At 37.2% G+C, this 15,957-nt stretch carries 16 protein-coding genes, 1 tRNA gene, 2 rRNA genes and 2 pseudogenes; 11 read left to right on the top strand and 10 right to left on the bottom strand.

Annotated features, from left to right (window positions below):
* Nucleotides 1-13: 13 nt before the first annotated feature.
* Complete coding sequence (locus GM698_RS05375) at nucleotides 14-1,294, top strand: site-specific integrase (protein WP_209289059.1); 1,281 nt, start codon at nucleotides 14-16, stop codon at nucleotides 1,292-1,294.
* Nucleotides 1,295-1,321: 27 nt separating this feature from the next.
* On the opposite strand, the pseudogene GM698_RS05370 reads toward GM698_RS05375, so the two are convergent.
* The 3 genes and pseudogenes from GM698_RS05370 to GM698_RS05360 all read right to left on the bottom strand — a co-directional run.
* Nucleotides 1,322-2,467, bottom strand: a pseudogene (locus GM698_RS05370) (DNA translocase FtsK); the annotation flags it as partial.
* Between the two features lie 347 nt (nucleotides 2,468-2,814).
* Nucleotides 2,815-3,189, bottom strand: a complete 375-nt coding sequence (locus GM698_RS05365) for a hypothetical protein (protein WP_176807771.1) — start codon at nucleotides 3,187-3,189, stop codon at nucleotides 2,815-2,817.
* A gap of 6 nt (nucleotides 3,190-3,195) precedes the next feature.
* A complete protein-coding gene (locus tag GM698_RS05360) occupies nucleotides 3,196-3,699 on the bottom strand; it encodes a hypothetical protein (protein WP_176807772.1) in 504 nt (167 codons plus the stop codon).
* A gap of 107 nt (nucleotides 3,700-3,806) precedes the next feature.
* Here GM698_RS05360 and GM698_RS05355 point away from each other — a divergent pair, with 107 nt between their 5' ends.
* Together GM698_RS05355 and GM698_RS05350 are read left to right on the top strand one after the other, a co-directional pair.
* On the top strand, nucleotides 3,807-4,175 hold the full coding sequence (locus GM698_RS05355) for a helix-turn-helix domain-containing protein (protein WP_176809463.1): 369 nt from the start codon (nucleotides 3,807-3,809) through the stop codon (nucleotides 4,173-4,175).
* 53 nt (nucleotides 4,176-4,228) lie between these two features.
* Nucleotides 4,229-4,684, top strand: coding sequence for a hypothetical protein (locus GM698_RS05350; RefSeq protein ID WP_176807774.1), 456 nt, complete (start codon nucleotides 4,229-4,231; stop codon nucleotides 4,682-4,684).
* On the opposite strand, the gene GM698_RS05345 is transcribed toward GM698_RS05350, so the two are convergent.
* Nucleotides 4,674-5,081: a hypothetical protein gene (locus GM698_RS05345; RefSeq protein WP_159628786.1), complete on the bottom strand. Its 408-nt coding sequence runs from the start codon at nucleotides 5,079-5,081 to the stop codon at nucleotides 4,674-4,676. The genes GM698_RS05350 and GM698_RS05345 overlap by 11 nt on opposite strands.
* Before the next feature lie 203 nt (nucleotides 5,082-5,284).
* Between GM698_RS05345 and GM698_RS05340 the strand changes: the two genes are divergently transcribed.
* Both GM698_RS05340 and GM698_RS05335 read left to right on the top strand, forming a co-directional pair.
* Nucleotides 5,285-5,527: an AlpA family transcriptional regulator gene (locus GM698_RS05340; protein WP_176807775.1), complete on the top strand. Its 243-nt coding sequence runs from the start codon at nucleotides 5,285-5,287 to the stop codon at nucleotides 5,525-5,527.
* A gap of 10 nt (nucleotides 5,528-5,537) precedes the next feature.
* The gene (locus GM698_RS05335) at nucleotides 5,538-6,338 is read left to right on the top strand and encodes a hypothetical protein (protein ID WP_209289058.1); all 801 of its coding nucleotides are present in this window, start codon (nucleotides 5,538-5,540) and stop codon (nucleotides 6,336-6,338) included.
* A gap of 339 nt (nucleotides 6,339-6,677) precedes the next feature.
* Here the strand turns inward: GM698_RS05335 and GM698_RS05330 are convergent, their stop codons facing one another.
* Complete coding sequence (locus tag GM698_RS05330) at nucleotides 6,678-6,815, bottom strand: hypothetical protein (protein WP_209289057.1); 138 nt, start codon at nucleotides 6,813-6,815, stop codon at nucleotides 6,678-6,680.
* 100 nt (nucleotides 6,816-6,915) lie between these two features.
* Between GM698_RS05330 and GM698_RS05325 the strand changes: the two genes are divergently transcribed.
* The 4 genes and pseudogenes from GM698_RS05325 to GM698_RS05310 all read left to right on the top strand — a co-directional run bounded on the left by GM698_RS05325 (nucleotide 6,916) and on the right by GM698_RS05310 (nucleotide 10,616).
* Nucleotides 6,916-7,545, top strand: coding sequence for an FKBP-type peptidyl-prolyl cis-trans isomerase (locus GM698_RS05325; protein ID WP_209289056.1), 630 nt, complete (start codon nucleotides 6,916-6,918; stop codon nucleotides 7,543-7,545).
* Nucleotides 7,546-7,615: 70 nt separating this feature from the next.
* Nucleotides 7,616-8,134, top strand: coding sequence for a protein disulfide oxidoreductase (locus GM698_RS05320; protein ID WP_176809461.1), 519 nt, complete (start codon nucleotides 7,616-7,618; stop codon nucleotides 8,132-8,134).
* Nucleotides 8,135-8,212: 78 nt separating this feature from the next.
* Nucleotides 8,213-9,534, top strand: a pseudogene (locus GM698_RS05315) (IS3 family transposase).
* Nucleotides 9,535-9,680: 146 nt separating this feature from the next.
* Entirely contained in the window at nucleotides 9,681-10,616 is a 936-nt protein-coding gene (locus GM698_RS05310; RefSeq protein ID WP_176812051.1) for a hypothetical protein, read from the top strand.
* 87 nt (nucleotides 10,617-10,703) lie between these two features.
* On the opposite strand, the gene GM698_RS05305 is transcribed toward GM698_RS05310, so the two are convergent.
* Entirely contained in the window at nucleotides 10,704-11,768 is a 1,065-nt protein-coding gene (locus GM698_RS05305; RefSeq protein ID WP_159628792.1) for an MFS transporter, read from the bottom strand.
* Nucleotides 11,769-11,957: 189 nt separating this feature from the next.
* Here GM698_RS05305 and mnmE point away from each other — a divergent pair, with 189 nt between their 5' ends.
* Both mnmE and tilS read left to right on the top strand, forming a co-directional pair.
* Nucleotides 11,958-13,316 carry a tRNA uridine-5-carboxymethylaminomethyl(34) synthesis GTPase MnmE gene (gene mnmE / locus GM698_RS05300; protein WP_176809460.1) on the top strand — a complete coding sequence of 453 codons (1,359 nt, stop codon included), beginning with the start codon at nucleotides 11,958-11,960 and terminating at the stop codon, nucleotides 13,314-13,316.
* A 1-nt stretch (nucleotide 13,317) separates the two neighbouring features.
* Nucleotides 13,318-14,580 carry a tRNA lysidine(34) synthetase TilS gene (gene tilS / locus GM698_RS05295; protein WP_209289055.1) on the top strand — a complete coding sequence of 421 codons (1,263 nt, stop codon included), beginning with the start codon at nucleotides 13,318-13,320 and terminating at the stop codon, nucleotides 14,578-14,580.
* Here tilS and xerD read toward each other — a convergent pair.
* The 4 genes from xerD to rrf (GM698_RS05275) form a co-directional block, all read right to left on the bottom strand.
* Complete coding sequence (gene xerD / locus GM698_RS05290; RefSeq protein ID WP_176807783.1) at nucleotides 14,577-15,470, bottom strand: site-specific tyrosine recombinase XerD; 894 nt, start codon at nucleotides 15,468-15,470, stop codon at nucleotides 14,577-14,579. The two genes, tilS and xerD, sit on opposite strands and share 4 nt — an antisense overlap.
* A gap of 102 nt (nucleotides 15,471-15,572) precedes the next feature.
* Nucleotides 15,573-15,649, bottom strand: a tRNA-Asp gene (locus GM698_RS05285).
* Between the two features lie 10 nt (nucleotides 15,650-15,659).
* Nucleotides 15,660-15,775: ribosomal RNA gene (gene rrf / locus GM698_RS05280) — 5S ribosomal RNA — on the bottom strand.
* A gap of 59 nt (nucleotides 15,776-15,834) precedes the next feature.
* Nucleotides 15,835-15,950 (bottom strand): 5S ribosomal RNA (gene rrf / locus GM698_RS05275).
* Nucleotides 15,951-15,957: the final 7 nt, after the last annotated feature.

Genomic DNA, 15,957 nt, shown 5'->3' with positions numbered 1-15,957 from the left:
AAGGAGCTATTTTATGAGTAATGATGTAAAAAAGCCATTAACAACAAAAACAATTGAGATGATGAAACCTAAGGATCAGGATAAAGCCGATGTTGGGGAATACTCAGGATTAAGAGTCACCTGCGGTAAAACTGGTATAAAAACTTTCTTTTATCGTTATTCAAGCCCGATAACAAAGAAACTTACGCAAGTGAAAATAGGTTCATTCCCTACTGTTAGTTTAGCAGATGCAAGGAAACAACTTAAAGAGTTAAAACATATTCGGCTTGCTGGTCGCTGCCCTGCCACAGAACTAAAAGCCTACAAGAAAGAACAAGCCAGTAAAGAAAAACAGCAACAATTTTACGTTAAAGATCTTATAGAACTCTATTTATCCCAATATATTGAAGATCATTATAGTGAAAATGGGCGTTTAATTGCTGGGGCAAGGAAACCAAAAGGGCAAGATGAAGTTCGCCGAACTTTACATAATGATGTAGTAATTCCCTTTGGGGATAGATTAGCATCTTCAATGACGAGAAAAGAAATTGCAGAACATATTTTAAGAATCGTAAATGAGCGAGGCGCTCAAGTTCAAGCAGGTAATGTGCTACGAGAATGGATTTCTGCCTATCGTTTTGCAATTGGATTAGATAAGTTTGATGAAAACTTTGTTAATCCTGCATTTTTAGCAAAAGAAAGCCTAAGAATGACAGCAGTTAAGCTAACTAATAATAAGGGAACAAGAGCCTTTGATCATCGGGAGCTTGAGATATTCTTAAGATGGATAAGAAATTCACGTTTTACGGAAAAAATACAGAATGTTTTCCTATTAACTCTCTTAACAGGTTGCAGAACAGGGAAAATCTGTGCGATATCTTGGGATGATATTGATCTAGAGATGAAAACGATTTTCTTACGAGAAACTAAAACTGGTACATCTCGTTATGTTCAATTATCTACTCAAGCAGTAGAACTAATAAAAACCTTTGATCGTTCTACTAAATATCTATTTCAAATGAGATTACAAGAAAAACCAATTCAGCAAAAATACCTAACAGAAAGGACTTGGACACTCAGAAAAAACGGTTTGATGCTAGATATTGCCCACTGGTCTCCACACGATCTACGTAGAACGGTTCGTACTGGTTTGGCAAGGTTAGGCTGTCCAAATGAAGTGGGCGAAGCAATTCTAGGTCATTCAAAGAAAGGGATTGAAGGAACGTATAACCTACATTCTTATGATAAAGAATGTAGGATTTGGCTACAAAAGTGGGCAGATTACCTAGATGATTTACTAACAGAACAAGAATAGGAAGTTTCTATCATTCTTGAGTTGTTTCTATCTCGCCAGCACTTCTCGCTTTCCGCCCTTGCCCGGCTCGGAAACAATGCCTTGAGCTTCCATTTGATCGACAATTCTCGCCGCTCGGTTAAAGCCCAGTGAGAATCGGCGTTGAATATTACTAATAGAAACAGAACCAGTCTCAATAATATATTCCACCACCTCATCAAATAGCGGATCTAACTCGCCGCCTGCATTGTCATTTTTAGCATCATTATCCTCTGATTTTGATTCCACAATGCTATCCAGATAATTTGGTTTGCCTCTTGCTCGCCAGTTAGCTGCCACACGTTGCACTTCGTCGTCTTTCATAAACGCACCGTGTACACGGATAATATCAGGACTACCTTCTCCAGAGTAAAGCATATCGCCTCTCCCTAATAAGGCCTCCGCACCGCCAGAATCTAAAATTGTTCTTGAATCGATTTGGCTGGCAACGGTAAACGCAATTCGGCTTGGGATATTTGCCTTAATTACTCCTGTAATTACATCCGTTGAAGGGCGTTGTGTTGCAAGAATTAAGTGAATACCTACTGCCCTTGCTTTTTGGGCAAATCGCATAATATACTCTTCTACTTCTTTGCCAGCAGACATCATTAAATCGGCAAACTCGTCCACAATTAACACAATATAGCTCAATTTCTGTAGTGGCGGCGGTAAGCTATCCATTGAGTCGCCCGGTCTCCAAGTTGGATCAGGAATTGGTAAGTTCATCGCCGCAGCTTGGTCAATTTTCGCATTGTAGCCTTCAATATTACGCACTTGTAGATGGCTTACTAAAATATAGCGGCGCTCCATTTCTTCTACCGCCCAGCGTAACGCATTGGCTGCCTTTTTCATATCGGTTACCACAGGCGTTAATAAGTGTGGAGTATCGTTATAAATAGAAAGCTCCACCACTTTAGGATCAATCATAATAAAGCGAACTTGTTCTGGAGAAAGTTTAAACAAGAGGCTTAAAATCATCGTGTTCACTCCAAGTGATTTACCACCGCCCGTTTGCCCAGACATCAGTAAATGAGGAGTTTTGGCTAAATCAATTACAACAGGCTCACCTTTTGTATCTACGCCTAAAGCTATCGGTAGTTTAGCATTACTGCCGATAAAAGCTTCTGAACAGATCACATCTTTTAGTGAAATTGTATGGCGGTTATTGTGTGGAATTTCCAAAGAGAACGTACCAAAATCACTCGGAATCATTCTTACTACACGAACATTCAATATTTCTGCCCATTTCTTAGGATTAGAAAGTTGATTGATTACGTTACTTTCTAGGCTATCAAGTTCTAATTTGATATGGTAAGTAATTACCACTGGACCGACAATGTAACTGATATTGGCATTCGTGATACCCAATGTAGATAGAGCTTTCTCCATATCAGGTAACTTCACATTGTAATCCTTCTCTAATAAGTCTATCGGTAATAACAGATTGTCTAAAAACATAAAAAACCTCTGGATGGTTAATTAAAAAAATCTAGGTCGTTTTCCTACGGCTCAACTTGGTTGATATAAATATCTCTACACTCTATTTTTCCATCATTGTGGGCATAAAAGTAACCCTCAAAATACCAAAACTCTCCATCAAATGAAGTCTCTAGCTGTATTGTAGAATTATCTACATCGGGTTTATTTGAAATTAAATTAAAAGCTAATGGATTAGAAGGATCTCGTTTACCCATAAATGTTACGAAAGTCGTCGGCTGACCATCATCTAGCTCATACTCAATTTTAATCCTTAATTCTTCGGTACTACTGTCAAATTTTATCTCGCATAGGTAAGGCTCTCCCCATACAGATTTATCACTTCCTTCTTCATACTCTAGAACTTCAGCAACAATATCCAAATCTTCTAATAATTGCATATAAAATTACTCGTCATTATTAGTAATACGTAGGTTACTAGTACGAAATACTTCGCCATTCCAAGAAATCACATCATCAATTCCTTGTTGGGCAAGATAGATACGTTTTTCACGCTCTTCTCCAGAAGACTTAAACCAATAACTAATAAGTGTAATAGGGCTCGGAATCGTTCGAGTATTTTTTTTATTGATGGTAGGTTCTAAATAATAAGTAAGTAATTTTTCAGATTTATCTAAGTAATACGAGAGTTCTTCGTCAGAAACCGAAGGTAATAAACCTAACCAAATTTCTCTCTCCCTAGTAATAAAATGTGCTCGATGATGCCTACCTAAACGCTTAGCATAAGTTTGGTATTCTGTTTTACCACAATATTGAATATTTGCCACTCGATCTCCTTTTTGCTTACCAGTAATTAGATATAACCCCTTTTTAGCTCCCCATTCTGAACCAATAACTTTATCTAACTCAAACGGACCAAACCAATGAATTAATGCAAGTACGTGTTTCATAAAAAATCCTTAATTAAATAAAAAAACCAAAAGATACTATAACCGATATTTTTAAAAGAGTAAAACAATAACAAAATAGTAATAAAAGATAAATTAGGGCTTGAGTAATGTCGAAACTTTCAGTAACAGAAACAGACAGATTGGTAGGAAAACGAATTCAGCAAAAGCGAAAAGAGCTTGGGTTCAGTGCTGCAGAATTGTCTGAACAAATCGGCATAGCTCAACAACAACTTTCTCGCTATGAACGTGGAGAAAATAAGATCAATGTGGCTCATTTAGTGGAAATCGCTACTGCATTAAATACTGAAATTGGATGGTTTTTTGTTGATTGTATGTCAGAACAAAAAGACGGTAATAACCATCGTTTTATTCCTGTATCAGAAGACAGTATACGAAATCGACTAAACTCGCATTTAGATCGCTTAAGTGCAGATAAAAAACGAGGGCTTTTAGTGTTTTTGGAGACTGTTTTGTAGGTTATTTATTATATGTTAAAATATGTATATATAACCACTACTTAAAGTTAAATATGAAAGCACTATTACAAGGTGAGCTAGATTGTTTATGTGGAATTTATAGTATCGTTAATGCTGTTTATTTCGTATCAAACAAAAAACTCAGGAGAAAACCATTATTTAATGAGTTACTTCTTGCTTATATGAATAATTGGGGAATGTATGATCTCCTTACTGGTGGGATAGATATTTATCAAATGAAATATCTGCTAAACCATATAACTAACATCCATAACCATATCAAAATTACCCCCTCTACAATAAAACAGCGTTCAAAATTACTTTCTGCTATTTTATCCCACATAGAACAGCCTAATACTATCGTGCTATTCTCAACAAACTCTCATTGGAGCTTAATTCATAACTATAAAGATGAAAAACTAATGCTTTTTGATAGCTGTTCTATTGAAAGTGTAAATCTAAAAGAAATCATACCAACATCAGTATTCTTCATATCATTTATTTCTTAAGTAGTAGATACTCAATGACCAATTTTTTATTCCACCTTGTTTCTATTTCGGGAAATTTCCGGTCTAAATATGGAATTAAGTCATCTATACCAATTTCATTTTTAACTAATTTTTTATATATAAATGAGAATAGTTTTTCCAAACTTTCTTTTTTATAGGTATGGATATAGTAAGTAATAGCCAGTGATTTTATCTCACTCTTTCTGTATTTAATCTTTAATTTTTCAAAAATTGCAGTAAATCTCTTAGCTCTTTTCTCAATCTTCTTATTGATAGGTCCATAGGTATAGTAAGTTATCGTCTTAGGGAATTTCTTTTTGATGTCCTCTCTCCGCTTTTTTTGCTCTTTGCAGTTTCTTTTTTGCTCAGCAGTCTGACCTACTAAATTCTTGTGCATATTAATCCCTCTTTAAATTTAACTGACTGTCAGTATATACCACTTAAAACTGACAGTCATTAAACTTTAACTATTTATAACTAACTGTCAGTTTTCAACCCATAAAAAAAGCAAAAATCCAGCTAGTTCAGACTAATTTTCCATATTTGTAAATGCATCTCGACAAAAGGTAATCCCGCCTTTTGATAACTATCGAGGTAGCTATGCAACTCATAAAACTTCGCCAAGTAATGGCAAAAACAACGTTATCAAAATCAACTATTTATCGCTTGATCAAATCATCTGATTTTCCACAACCAAAGAAACTTTCAGTAAGAGCGGTTGCGTGGTTAGAAGAAGAAATTGATGAATGGATTGTAAATAGAAAGGAGGTGTGTACTTCAAGTTCTAGTCACTCTATTAGCACGCTACAAGCATATTTATTGAATAACACTAAAACTCAATAGGAAAAGAATTATGAAAAATGCTGTATTATTGAATATAAATGCTGTTTATAGAAAAAATAACTTTATCTATGTAGGTTCTTTCTACAAATACCCTATTTATATGGGAATTGATAAATTTTCTTTTGTTTCAGATATAACCCCAGCTAAAGACTTTTGCGATATATATAAGAAGTTCGATAGGCTAACTGTTATTGAATCTAGTAACTATAATGTATCTCAAATTAAAGTTAAACATTATAGACGTTGTATTAAGATTACCTCTATGAGAAACCCAGATTTCTATATGCTTTTATCCTACGATTTCTCAAGAAAACTTAGTACCCCAGCAGTTAGATTTGAGCTATCTCCGCAATATGCAAGGAAGAATGATATACCGAATGTGATTAAATGGTTAAAAAAACATATTGGAGGAGAAGCTATCGATATGCTTTTCCAAAATGGTAAAATAACCCGAATGGATATGACTCTTGATATACACGGCAAGCAGTTTTTAAAAAATTTCTACTTCTCAATTCCTAATGCCAAAACAGGGAAAAATTTCTTAGATAATGAAGATAATTGTAAGCACAACTACGCTATTGGTTCTAAACGTTCTAGTAATTATCTTTTAGTATATGAGAAATTAAAGGTTGTAAAAATTAGTGATGTTTGTGAAAAGAACATAAGAGTTAAGAAAAAGCATATTAAGCAACACATTACCCGATTAGAATTAAGAATAAAGCCTTTAGCCCAGAAACCTCTCTATTATCAGAGGTTTCAATGTTGGAGAATCCATTTAATCAAATTCTTATTTATAGGAGAGCAAAAATAGCATTTAAATTCCAAGATTTTCTTCATTATATAAAACAAGAGAAAAGCCTTCCTCTAGCTATAAGTTCCTATATGCAGAGTAAAGAAAATGGAGATAAAAAGGAGAATCGGAACACAAGGCTTAAAATGAACAGACTTCTTGAAAAATGCAAAAGTAAGTTTATACTTAATATTGAATGGGCTAAATACCCAATGATAATCGATAATACTATCAGGCATTTTATCCCTCCTCTTCAGAGATAACTTCATTTCTTAACAATAAAAGCTACATAAGTGTAGGTTATTATGTAGCTTTTTATATCAACAATGTGCCAACCATTGTAAATAAACAAACATAGCCTTAATCATCAGGGGTGTGAGCGGAGAGTTCTTTCGTCATTGATTGTTTGGTTCGTGAGAAATCATTGCCTGCTAGTTTAGCAGATTCAAGAGTTGGAAAAAACAAGCGGTCATTTTCTTGCAAAATTTTGCAAAACATTAACCGCTTGATCTTTCTTATCTTGTATTTTCAATTTTTGCCCCCATTTAACTATCCGTATTTATTTTTAATACAGAATTCAATTTATAAGGAACAAAAAATGGCATTAGATTTCAATTCAGTTGCATTAGACTCATTAGAATCAAAAGGCGGTTATGGCATCGGTTTACAAATCGGTCAGCAACTTTTAAGCAGTGGTATGGACGTAAATGCAGAAGCCGTTGCTCGCGGTATTTACGATGTATTAAATAACAATGAGCCTGCAATTAACATCAACGAAGTAACGGCTGCATTACAAGAGTTAGGTCAGCGTGCTGAAGCGGCTCAAACAGAAGCCTTTAAAGCGATTGATGCAGAAAACAAAGCCTTTTTAGAAGAAAACAAAAAAGCAAATGGCGTCATCATTACTGACAGCGGTTTACAATACGAAATTTTAACTGAAGGCACAGGCGAGAAACCCACAGCAACCTCAACCGTACGTGTTCATTACACAGGTTCATTAATTGATGGCACCGTGTTTGACAGCTCAGTAAAACGAGGTCAGCCAGCAGAATTCCCTGTAAATGGCGTAATTCGTGGTTGGACAGAAGCATTACAACTAATGCCTGTTGGCTCAAAATGGCGTTTAACCATTCCTCATGAATTAGCTTACGGTGAACGTGGTGCAGGTGCATCCATTCCCCCATTCGCTACCTTAATTTTTGAAGTAGAATTATTAGATATTCTGTAATCTCATTAACAACAAAAAGCCTGTAGAGCAACATTCACAGGTTTTTTGTCGCTTTTAGCTAAATCACATTATGACTCAAAAGAAATCGCTCATTTTTCGTTTAATGAAAAATATTTTCGTCTTTGGTGGCTTATTTATCGTGCTCAGTTTTATTGTCGATTGGTACAGAGCCCCCGCTACCCCAACCCAATTTGAACAACAAGTGCATTATGATATTCAAAATCAACCGAAAATTATTGCCCAACTTAGTCACGAAAAACCGATGTTGCTCTATTTTTGGGGAAGTTGGTGCCACTTTTGTAAAGTGGTTTCACCAAACATTCAACAGTTATCCGAAAATGGCACAGAAGTGCTAGGAGTCGCCTTAAAATCAGGTAATGATGCTGAGGTACAAAGCTATCTCAATGAAAACGGCTACACCTTTGCAACTATTAACGACCCGACAGGAGAATTTTCTCAAGGCTGGGATATTCAAGCTACACCGACTATTTTAATTATCAAAGATGGGAAAATTTTTAACCATACCACCGGTTACACCAGCTATTTAAGTTTAAAGTTAAGATTGTGGTTAGCTAAGATTCTACCTTAAAATAAAGCCCTGTAAATAAAATGATCTGACCCCAAAAAGTTAGACTCACTTTCCAACTGATTAAGGTGCAGATTTTTTATGACTAAATACCCCCAAATTTTTAAACAACAAGTCGTGGATTTCTATGTTGAACATCACGAAAATCTTCCTATAACACTTCATCATTTTGATTTATCTAGTAAAACAGTGAGACGTTGGATTGCTCAATATAAATATTCAGGTATCAATGGGTTAGCTGTCCTCCATTGTAAAAGAGCTTACTCTCCAGAATTTAAGTTTCAGGTGATTAAATCAATCCTTGATGGTTTATTTTCTGCTGAAGAGGCGACTCTTCATTTTGGTATTTCCAATAGCGGGGTAATCAGCCAATGGTTGAAAGCCTTTCGGAAAAGCGGTATAAATGGACTCCAACCAAAATCCAAAGGTCGCCCGAGTATGAAGCCTCACTATGCGAAAATGCCGCCACCGCCTAAAACAGAAGAAGACCGCCTACGCTTGCGTATTTTAGAACTAGAAGCAGAGGTAACCTATCTAAAAAAGTTAGACGAGATAATCAAAAGGGGCGAAGCCAAACGGCAGAAACAATCCAAAAGTTAAGAGAACACTATCCGTTAGCTATTCTTCTGCGAATAGCAAAGCTGGCTCGAAGTACATTCTTTTATCATCAACCCCCTAAATTAGACAAAGACAGTGAGCTCAAAAAACGGATTTGTGAAATTAAGCAGAAAGAGCCTCACTATGGTTATCGCCGAGTCACCGCAAAATTAGGCGATGTGAATCACAAACGAGTTCAACGCTTGATTCAAGTAATGGGCTGACAAGTTAGGTCGAAGAAACAACGTAAATATAACGCTTATAAAGGAGAACAAGGCAAAATCGCGCCAAATCTGTTACAAAGAAACTTTAGTGCAACTAAGCCGAATGAGAAATGGCTGACAGACATTAGCGAATTTAAAGTGAAAGAAGAGAAGCTCTATTTTTCGCCGATTTTAGATTGCTTTAACAATGAATTGGTCGCTTATCAAATGAGCCGTAGCCCAAATGGTATGCTTGTACAGAAAATGTTATGACAAGCGGTCGAAAAGCTCCCGAGAAATGCAAATCTGATATGACATTCAGACCAAGGTTTTCATTATCAAATGCATCGTTATCAGAGTCTATTAGCTAAAAATGGTATTCAGCAAAGTATGTCTGGGAAAGGGAATTGTTTAGATAATGCGGCGATGGAAAGCTTTTTTGGGCGAATGAAAACAGAATGCTTTTACGAAAAAACGTTTGAGAGTATTGATGAACTGGAACAAGTCATCAATGAATATGTTCGTTACTATAATGAAGAACGAATCCAACTAAAACTAAAAGGACTGAGTCCGATACAATATCGACATCAGTCCTTTAAATAACAGTCTAACTTTTTGGGGGCAGATCAAAAACTTACAGGGCTTTTATATGGCTATCGTACCGTTTAACGGTTAAAAAATCACATCAAATCGCACAAAAAAAAACAATGATATAATACTATTGTTTTCATTCATATAAGGAGAAATCGATGAAAAAAATAATTTTCGCAAGCATTATTACCACAACCTTTGCATTAACTGGCTGTTCCGAAAAAGATAAAGCCTACTATTTACAAAATATTGATAAGGCGGAAGCAAAAAAAACTGAATGTGAAAATAAAGCCATAGAGGCTTGGCAAAAGAAAGATGAAAATGCGGCCAAAGCTCTCCAAAAAGATGCAGAATGTCATGCTGCTATTGATGCAATCAAAGAAGATCGCAAAATCAAAGCCGAGCAAGAACGTAAGGCAGCTGAAGCAAAAGCACGAGAGGAAATTGACCGTGAAAAGGCAAAAATTAAACAAGAACTAGGGCAATCAGACTGGAAAGCCTCAGCTCACTATATTGTAAATTCAGATTGTGCAAAATATGTTAACCAATTTAGTAAAACGAGTTTTGCCATACCGCGAGATAATTATGCTTGTAAAGCTATCGAAGAAATTCATCTAGAAAATGTAGAGCTTGGCAAAAAAGAGTTAATGAAACTGCCTTATGATGAATTACTCAAACAAGAAAAAGCCTTCTGTGCAAAAGACAAGCGTCCACTTTCTGCTTGCTCCATTTGGGAAACTGCATTAGGCGAACAAGCTGAAAAAGCCTTTGAAACTCAAGATTTACCTGTATTAGAACAGCAACAATCTGAATATGCTAGTTTCAGCAACAAGAAGCCATTAAGAGTAAAAAGAGCATTTGAAAAAGTCTTAAGATCCAAAGAGCAAGCGGTTATTGAAAACTACACTAAAAATCCAGATCTGTTGAAACAAGATTACAATCAATGTGTGGAGAAGGTAAAACAAATTGGCAACCACTACAGCAAACACGAACAACGCTCAGCTGTAACCAATTTTTATCCTTGCTCACAAGCAGAAGCCGCCCGTCAAAAATTGGGATTAACTTATGATAACTTCCAAACGCCAATGGAATAAATAAAAATGAATAAGCCGTTAATGAGTTCCTGTTCACTAACGGCTTTTTATTTGCCAAAAATTGGTGAAAAACGACCGCTTGTTATCTTAAACAAAAAAAATCACGGGTACTAAATTCATCGTAATAACCGTTGTGATTGATAAAATCAACCTTGATGAGCCAAAAATAAACCCTCGATGCGTACCGTTATCAAACTTCACCAATAAATTCGCCATTGCAGTGAGAGCGAAGACTTCAACAAAGGTGAAAATCACAGTGTAAATATAGGCAGCGATTAAGGTAGCAAATTTCACCGCAACAAACCAAGGGGCAATAATCGCCACCGCTAATAAAGGCGAAACCCGAACCAGTTGCTTTTTAGTTAAGTTGATTTTACGCGAAAATGTAGATTGCAAACTTACCGTTAAAATGCCATTAATAAATAACGCAATCGGCGAATGTTCCGGTGCATTTAGCACTTTATCAAACAGATACGGAAAGATAATAAAGTACGAAGAAGCCACACTAAGTGGCACAAATAACATTAAGTGAGCAAATAAAAACTCTTTGGTCACAATTTTTTTAATGTGCGAAAATTGAAATTTTATCCCCCCGCTGATACCTTCTACCGCAGAAAATGGCTTAACCATAAATGCAAATAATATTGCCTCTAAAACAAAGCAAATCCAAATCAGCGTATCAATCATTTCAAATTTTATAAATGGAATGATGATAATCGGTGCTAACATTGAAGACATACTGGTGACTTTTAAGTATTTACCTTGTAAACGCGTTTTTGTGGCATATTCATTACCTGCAAGAGCCAGTAAACAAGCTCTCGCATTTGTGCCGAACAAGCAACTGCCTAAGCCGAAACACGTTGTCGCCATCAGCAAAATGATATAGTTATCTGCCGCTAAAAACAGCATATAAGCGACAACATCCAATAAGCAGCCTAGTAACATCATCTTAGCTAAACCATAGCGATCCCCCCAAATGCCAGCAAAAATAGCCAACGCTTGGTTACAAAACAGCAGTAATGAGAGTGAAAAAGCAATTTGTGCGTTATCTAATCCTTTTCCTTCTAAATAAAAGAAAAACACACTTTGCATAGAAAAAAATGCGGTAGTAGAAATAAATCGGCGAACGAGTAATAGTTTTTCTAAAGTCATTAAATTGAGCTAAATTGTTTAAATAAGGAGCGATATTCTACTCTTTCGGCTTAAGGCGAGCAATCGGCTTTTGTTTTACCTTTGGGCCTGGTTTCGGTATTATAACCACTATTAAAAGCGGTACTATTTTGCTGACTTTTTGCAAATTTTGATGAAATTCGACCGCTTGTAACTATTCAAGGATATAAAATGAAAGACACTATTGTTGCTCAAGCCACCCCGATTGGTCGAGGGGGCGTTGGTATTTTACGGGTTTCTGGTCCACTGGCAGAAAATGTGGCAGAAGCCGTATTAGGCAAAAAATTATCCCCCCGCATAGCCAACTATTTGCCATTTAAAGATGAAGACGGCACAGTGTTAGATCAAGGCATTGCACTATTTTTCAAAGCACCTAATTCCTTTACTGGCGAAGATGTGCTGGAGCTACAAGGGCACGGCGGTCAAGTTATTTTAGACTTGTTACTCAAACGCATTTTGCAAGTCAAAGGGCTACGCATTGCTCGTGCAGGCGAATTTTCCGAACAAGCTTTTTTAAACGACAAGCTCGATCTTGCCCAAGCAGAAGCGATTGCCGATTTAATTGATGCCACTAGCGAACAAGCGGCTCGCTCCGCTTTAAAATCACTACAAGGGGAATTTTCCCATAAAATCAATAAGTTAGTGGATTCTGTCATCTACTTACGCACTTATGTAGAAGCAGCTATCGACTTCCCTGACGAAGAAATAGATTTTTTAGCCGATGGTAAAATTGAGGCAAAATTACACGAAATTATTGCTCAATTAAATGCTGTTCGTCACGAAGCAAAACAAGGTACCATTTTGCGTGAAGGTATGAAAGTAGTAATTGCAGGTCGCCCAAATGCAGGAAAATCAAGCTTGCTCAATGCTTTAGCTGGACGAGAGGCTGCAATCGTCACCAACATTGCAGGCACAACCCGTGATGTGTTGCGTGAACATATTCACATTGATGGAATGCCGCTACACATTATTGACACAGCAGGCTTACGTGATGCCTACGATGAGGTTGAACGAATAGGTATTGCTCGTGCGTGGGACGAAATAGCTCAAGCTGATCAGGTTTTATTAATGATTGATAGCACTGAGCAACAAGCGGATCAATTCCGTAACGAATGGGCTGATTTCTTAGCAAAACTACCAGCAAATATGCCTGTTACCGTGATTCGCAACAAAGTTGATTTATCGGGAGAGCCTGAGGGATTAATTCAAGTTGATGATTTCACTATGATTCGCCTGTCTGCTCAAACAAAAGAAGGGGTTGATTTATTGCGTGAGCATTTAAAAAAATCAATGGGCTATCAAAGCTCAACAGAAGGGGGATTTTTAGCTCGACGTCGGCATTTACAAGCACTAGAAACTGCAGCCGAACATTTAGAACGTGGACACACCCAACTGACCCAATTTTTAGCAGGCGAATTATTAGCTGAAGAATTACGATTAGTGCAGAACGCGTTAAGCGAAATCACAGGGCAATTTACCTCTGACGATCTTTTAGGCAATATCTTCAGCTCATTCTGTATTGGCAAATAATATGACACTTTTTAACCGCTTCCAAGCAGAGTGCAAAAATCATCTGCCCCAGCAAACCGATTTCTTAGTCGGCTTAAGCGGCGGTGTGGATTCGGTGGTATTGCTCCACTTGTTCTCTCGCACCGCATTGAATGTCAGGGCGATTTACATCCATCACGGATTAAGCCCCAATGCCAACGGCTGGGCAATGTTCTGCGAACAATACTGTAAGCGGTTAAATATTCCCTTTATTTTGCAAAAAGTAACCGTTGATCAAGCTAAAGGGGTAGAATGTGGTGCAAGAGAAGCTCGCTATCACGCCATTCAACAACATTTAAAGCCCAACGAAATATTAGCCACCGCTCACCATTTAGATGACCAAGCAGAAACTTTTTTTCTTGCATTAAAGCGAGGGAGTGGCATTAAAGGATTATCCGCTATGCAAGCGGTCAGTTTCTTGCAACATTTTACCATTTTTCGACCGCTATTAACCTTTAGCAAAACAGACATTTTGGCTTATGCGAAAAATAATCAGCTTGAGTGGATTAACGATGAAAGTAACACTAATAATCACTACGATCGAAATTTTCTACGCAATGAAATCCTTCCTTTGCTTAATCAACGTTGGACTCACTTCAGCAAAATGGTGGCTCGCTCAGCCCAACATTGTGCGAAGCAACAAGAGCTCATTGAAGAACTCCTTGAAGAGGAATTAGCAAAAAGACTCGGAGAAAAAAACCAACTTACAATTGATAATTTCAAGCATTTCTCAGTACTCAAACAACAGCAATTAATCCGCCTATGGCTAGCAAAATATAACATAATGATGCCCAGCCAAGCTCAACTACAAGCGGTCATTTCTAAGCTAATTTTTGCAAATCAAGATAAAAATCCACAGGTCAAAATTGGGGAAAAGGTGATTAGACGTTACCAACAATCAATCTATATTACCGATGAAATCTCAAGAATTCCTAATTTTAAAATCATCTTGAAAGCAGAATGCGAAATCGTTCTTCCCTATCAGCTTGGAAAAATAACACGCCATAACCAAGAGATCATTTACAAAAAAAATACAAAAACACACCGCTTGTTATTACCAAAAGAGCTGGCTCAAGAGCCGACTTATCTAAAAATTGGGCAACAAGGCAAGGTGAAATGTTACAGAAAACCGCATCGGGAAGAAATGAAAAAAATCTGGCAACAACATAATGTGCCTGTATGGGAAAGAAACCACACATTACTTATCTTTTGGCAAGATGAATTTGTGGCTTGTATCAATAATTAGCCTCTTGGATGAAATTGTTGATGCAGCGATTTCAAACGAGCTTTTGCAACTTGGGTATAAATTTGCGTAGTGGATAAATCACTATGCCCAAGCAACATTTGCACTACTCGCAAATCCGCACCGTGGTTCACCAAATGAGTAGCAAAAGCGTGGCGAAGAACGTGTGGCGAAAGCTTATCTGGATCAATACCTGCAAGCACCGCATAATGCTTTATCCGATGCCAAAAGGTTTGCCTTGTCATCTGCTGTCCTCTACGACTTGGAAACACCACATCAGATGGCTGATTATTTAATAATAGAGAACGACCATATTGAAAAAACTCTTGTATCCAATAACTAGCTTCTTCACCTAACGGCACCAACCGCTCTTTATCTCCCTTACCAATAATTCTCACCACGCCCTGTTTCAAGCTCAGATTATCTATGGAAAGAGAAACCAGCTCCGTTACACGCAGACCTGTTGCATAAAGCAGCTCTAACATCGCTTTATCCCGCAATTCTATTGGGTCTAAAGTATTAGGCGCATCCAGTAAATCCATCACTTGATCTTCACTTAATGATTTGGGTAAATGTACACCGCGTTTAGGAGAGCTCAGTGTGAGAGTCGGATCATCTTCGCGATAATTTTCAAGACTAAGAAAACGAAAAAATTTTCGTAAGCAGCTTAACATACGCGCTGTACTTGCCGCTTTATAGCCTTGCTCTAACCGCTCTCCTAAAAAAGCTTGTAAATCAAACTGATCGACATATAAGAAAGCCTTAGGCTTAGAAAAATAATCAGAAAAACGCTCTAAATCAAAACGATAAGAGGCTATCGTATTTTTAGACAAACTATGTTCTTGCCATAACGTATCAAGAAACTGTTCGATAATAGGATCAAGTTCAGCCATACAAGCGGTTATTTTTACTCAGAATTCTGCAATTCTAGCAGAATTTAAAAAAAGCATAAAAAACAAAAAACCGATTAGCATATACTAATCGGTTAAATAAATTGGCGGAACGGACGGGACTCGAACCCGCGACCCCCTGCGTGACAGGCAGGTATTCTAACCAGCTGAACTACCGCTCCTCAATACTTAAATTGATAATGCCCTACTCTCACATGGCGAATCACCACACTACCATCGGCGTTACTGCGTTTTACTTCTGAGTTCGGTATGGAGTCAGGTAGAGCCACAGCACTATGATTATCAATCAAATTCGGTTATTTCCTTAATTCTCTTATCTCTTTATCAAAAAAACTAAGGAAATAAATCCCGACGATGCCCTACTCTCACATGGCGAATCACCACACTACCATCGGCGTCACTGCGTTTTACTTCTGAGTTCGGTATGGAATCAGGTAGAACCACAGCACTATTGTCGTCGGGAAAATCT

This window comes from Mannheimia sp. ZY171111, from assembly GCF_017750945.1.
Classification (GTDB): domain Bacteria; phylum Pseudomonadota; class Gammaproteobacteria; order Enterobacterales; family Pasteurellaceae; genus Mannheimia; species Mannheimia pernigra.
Note: the sequence above shows the minus strand (reverse complement) of the source record. Positions and strands in the feature narration are given on the sequence as shown.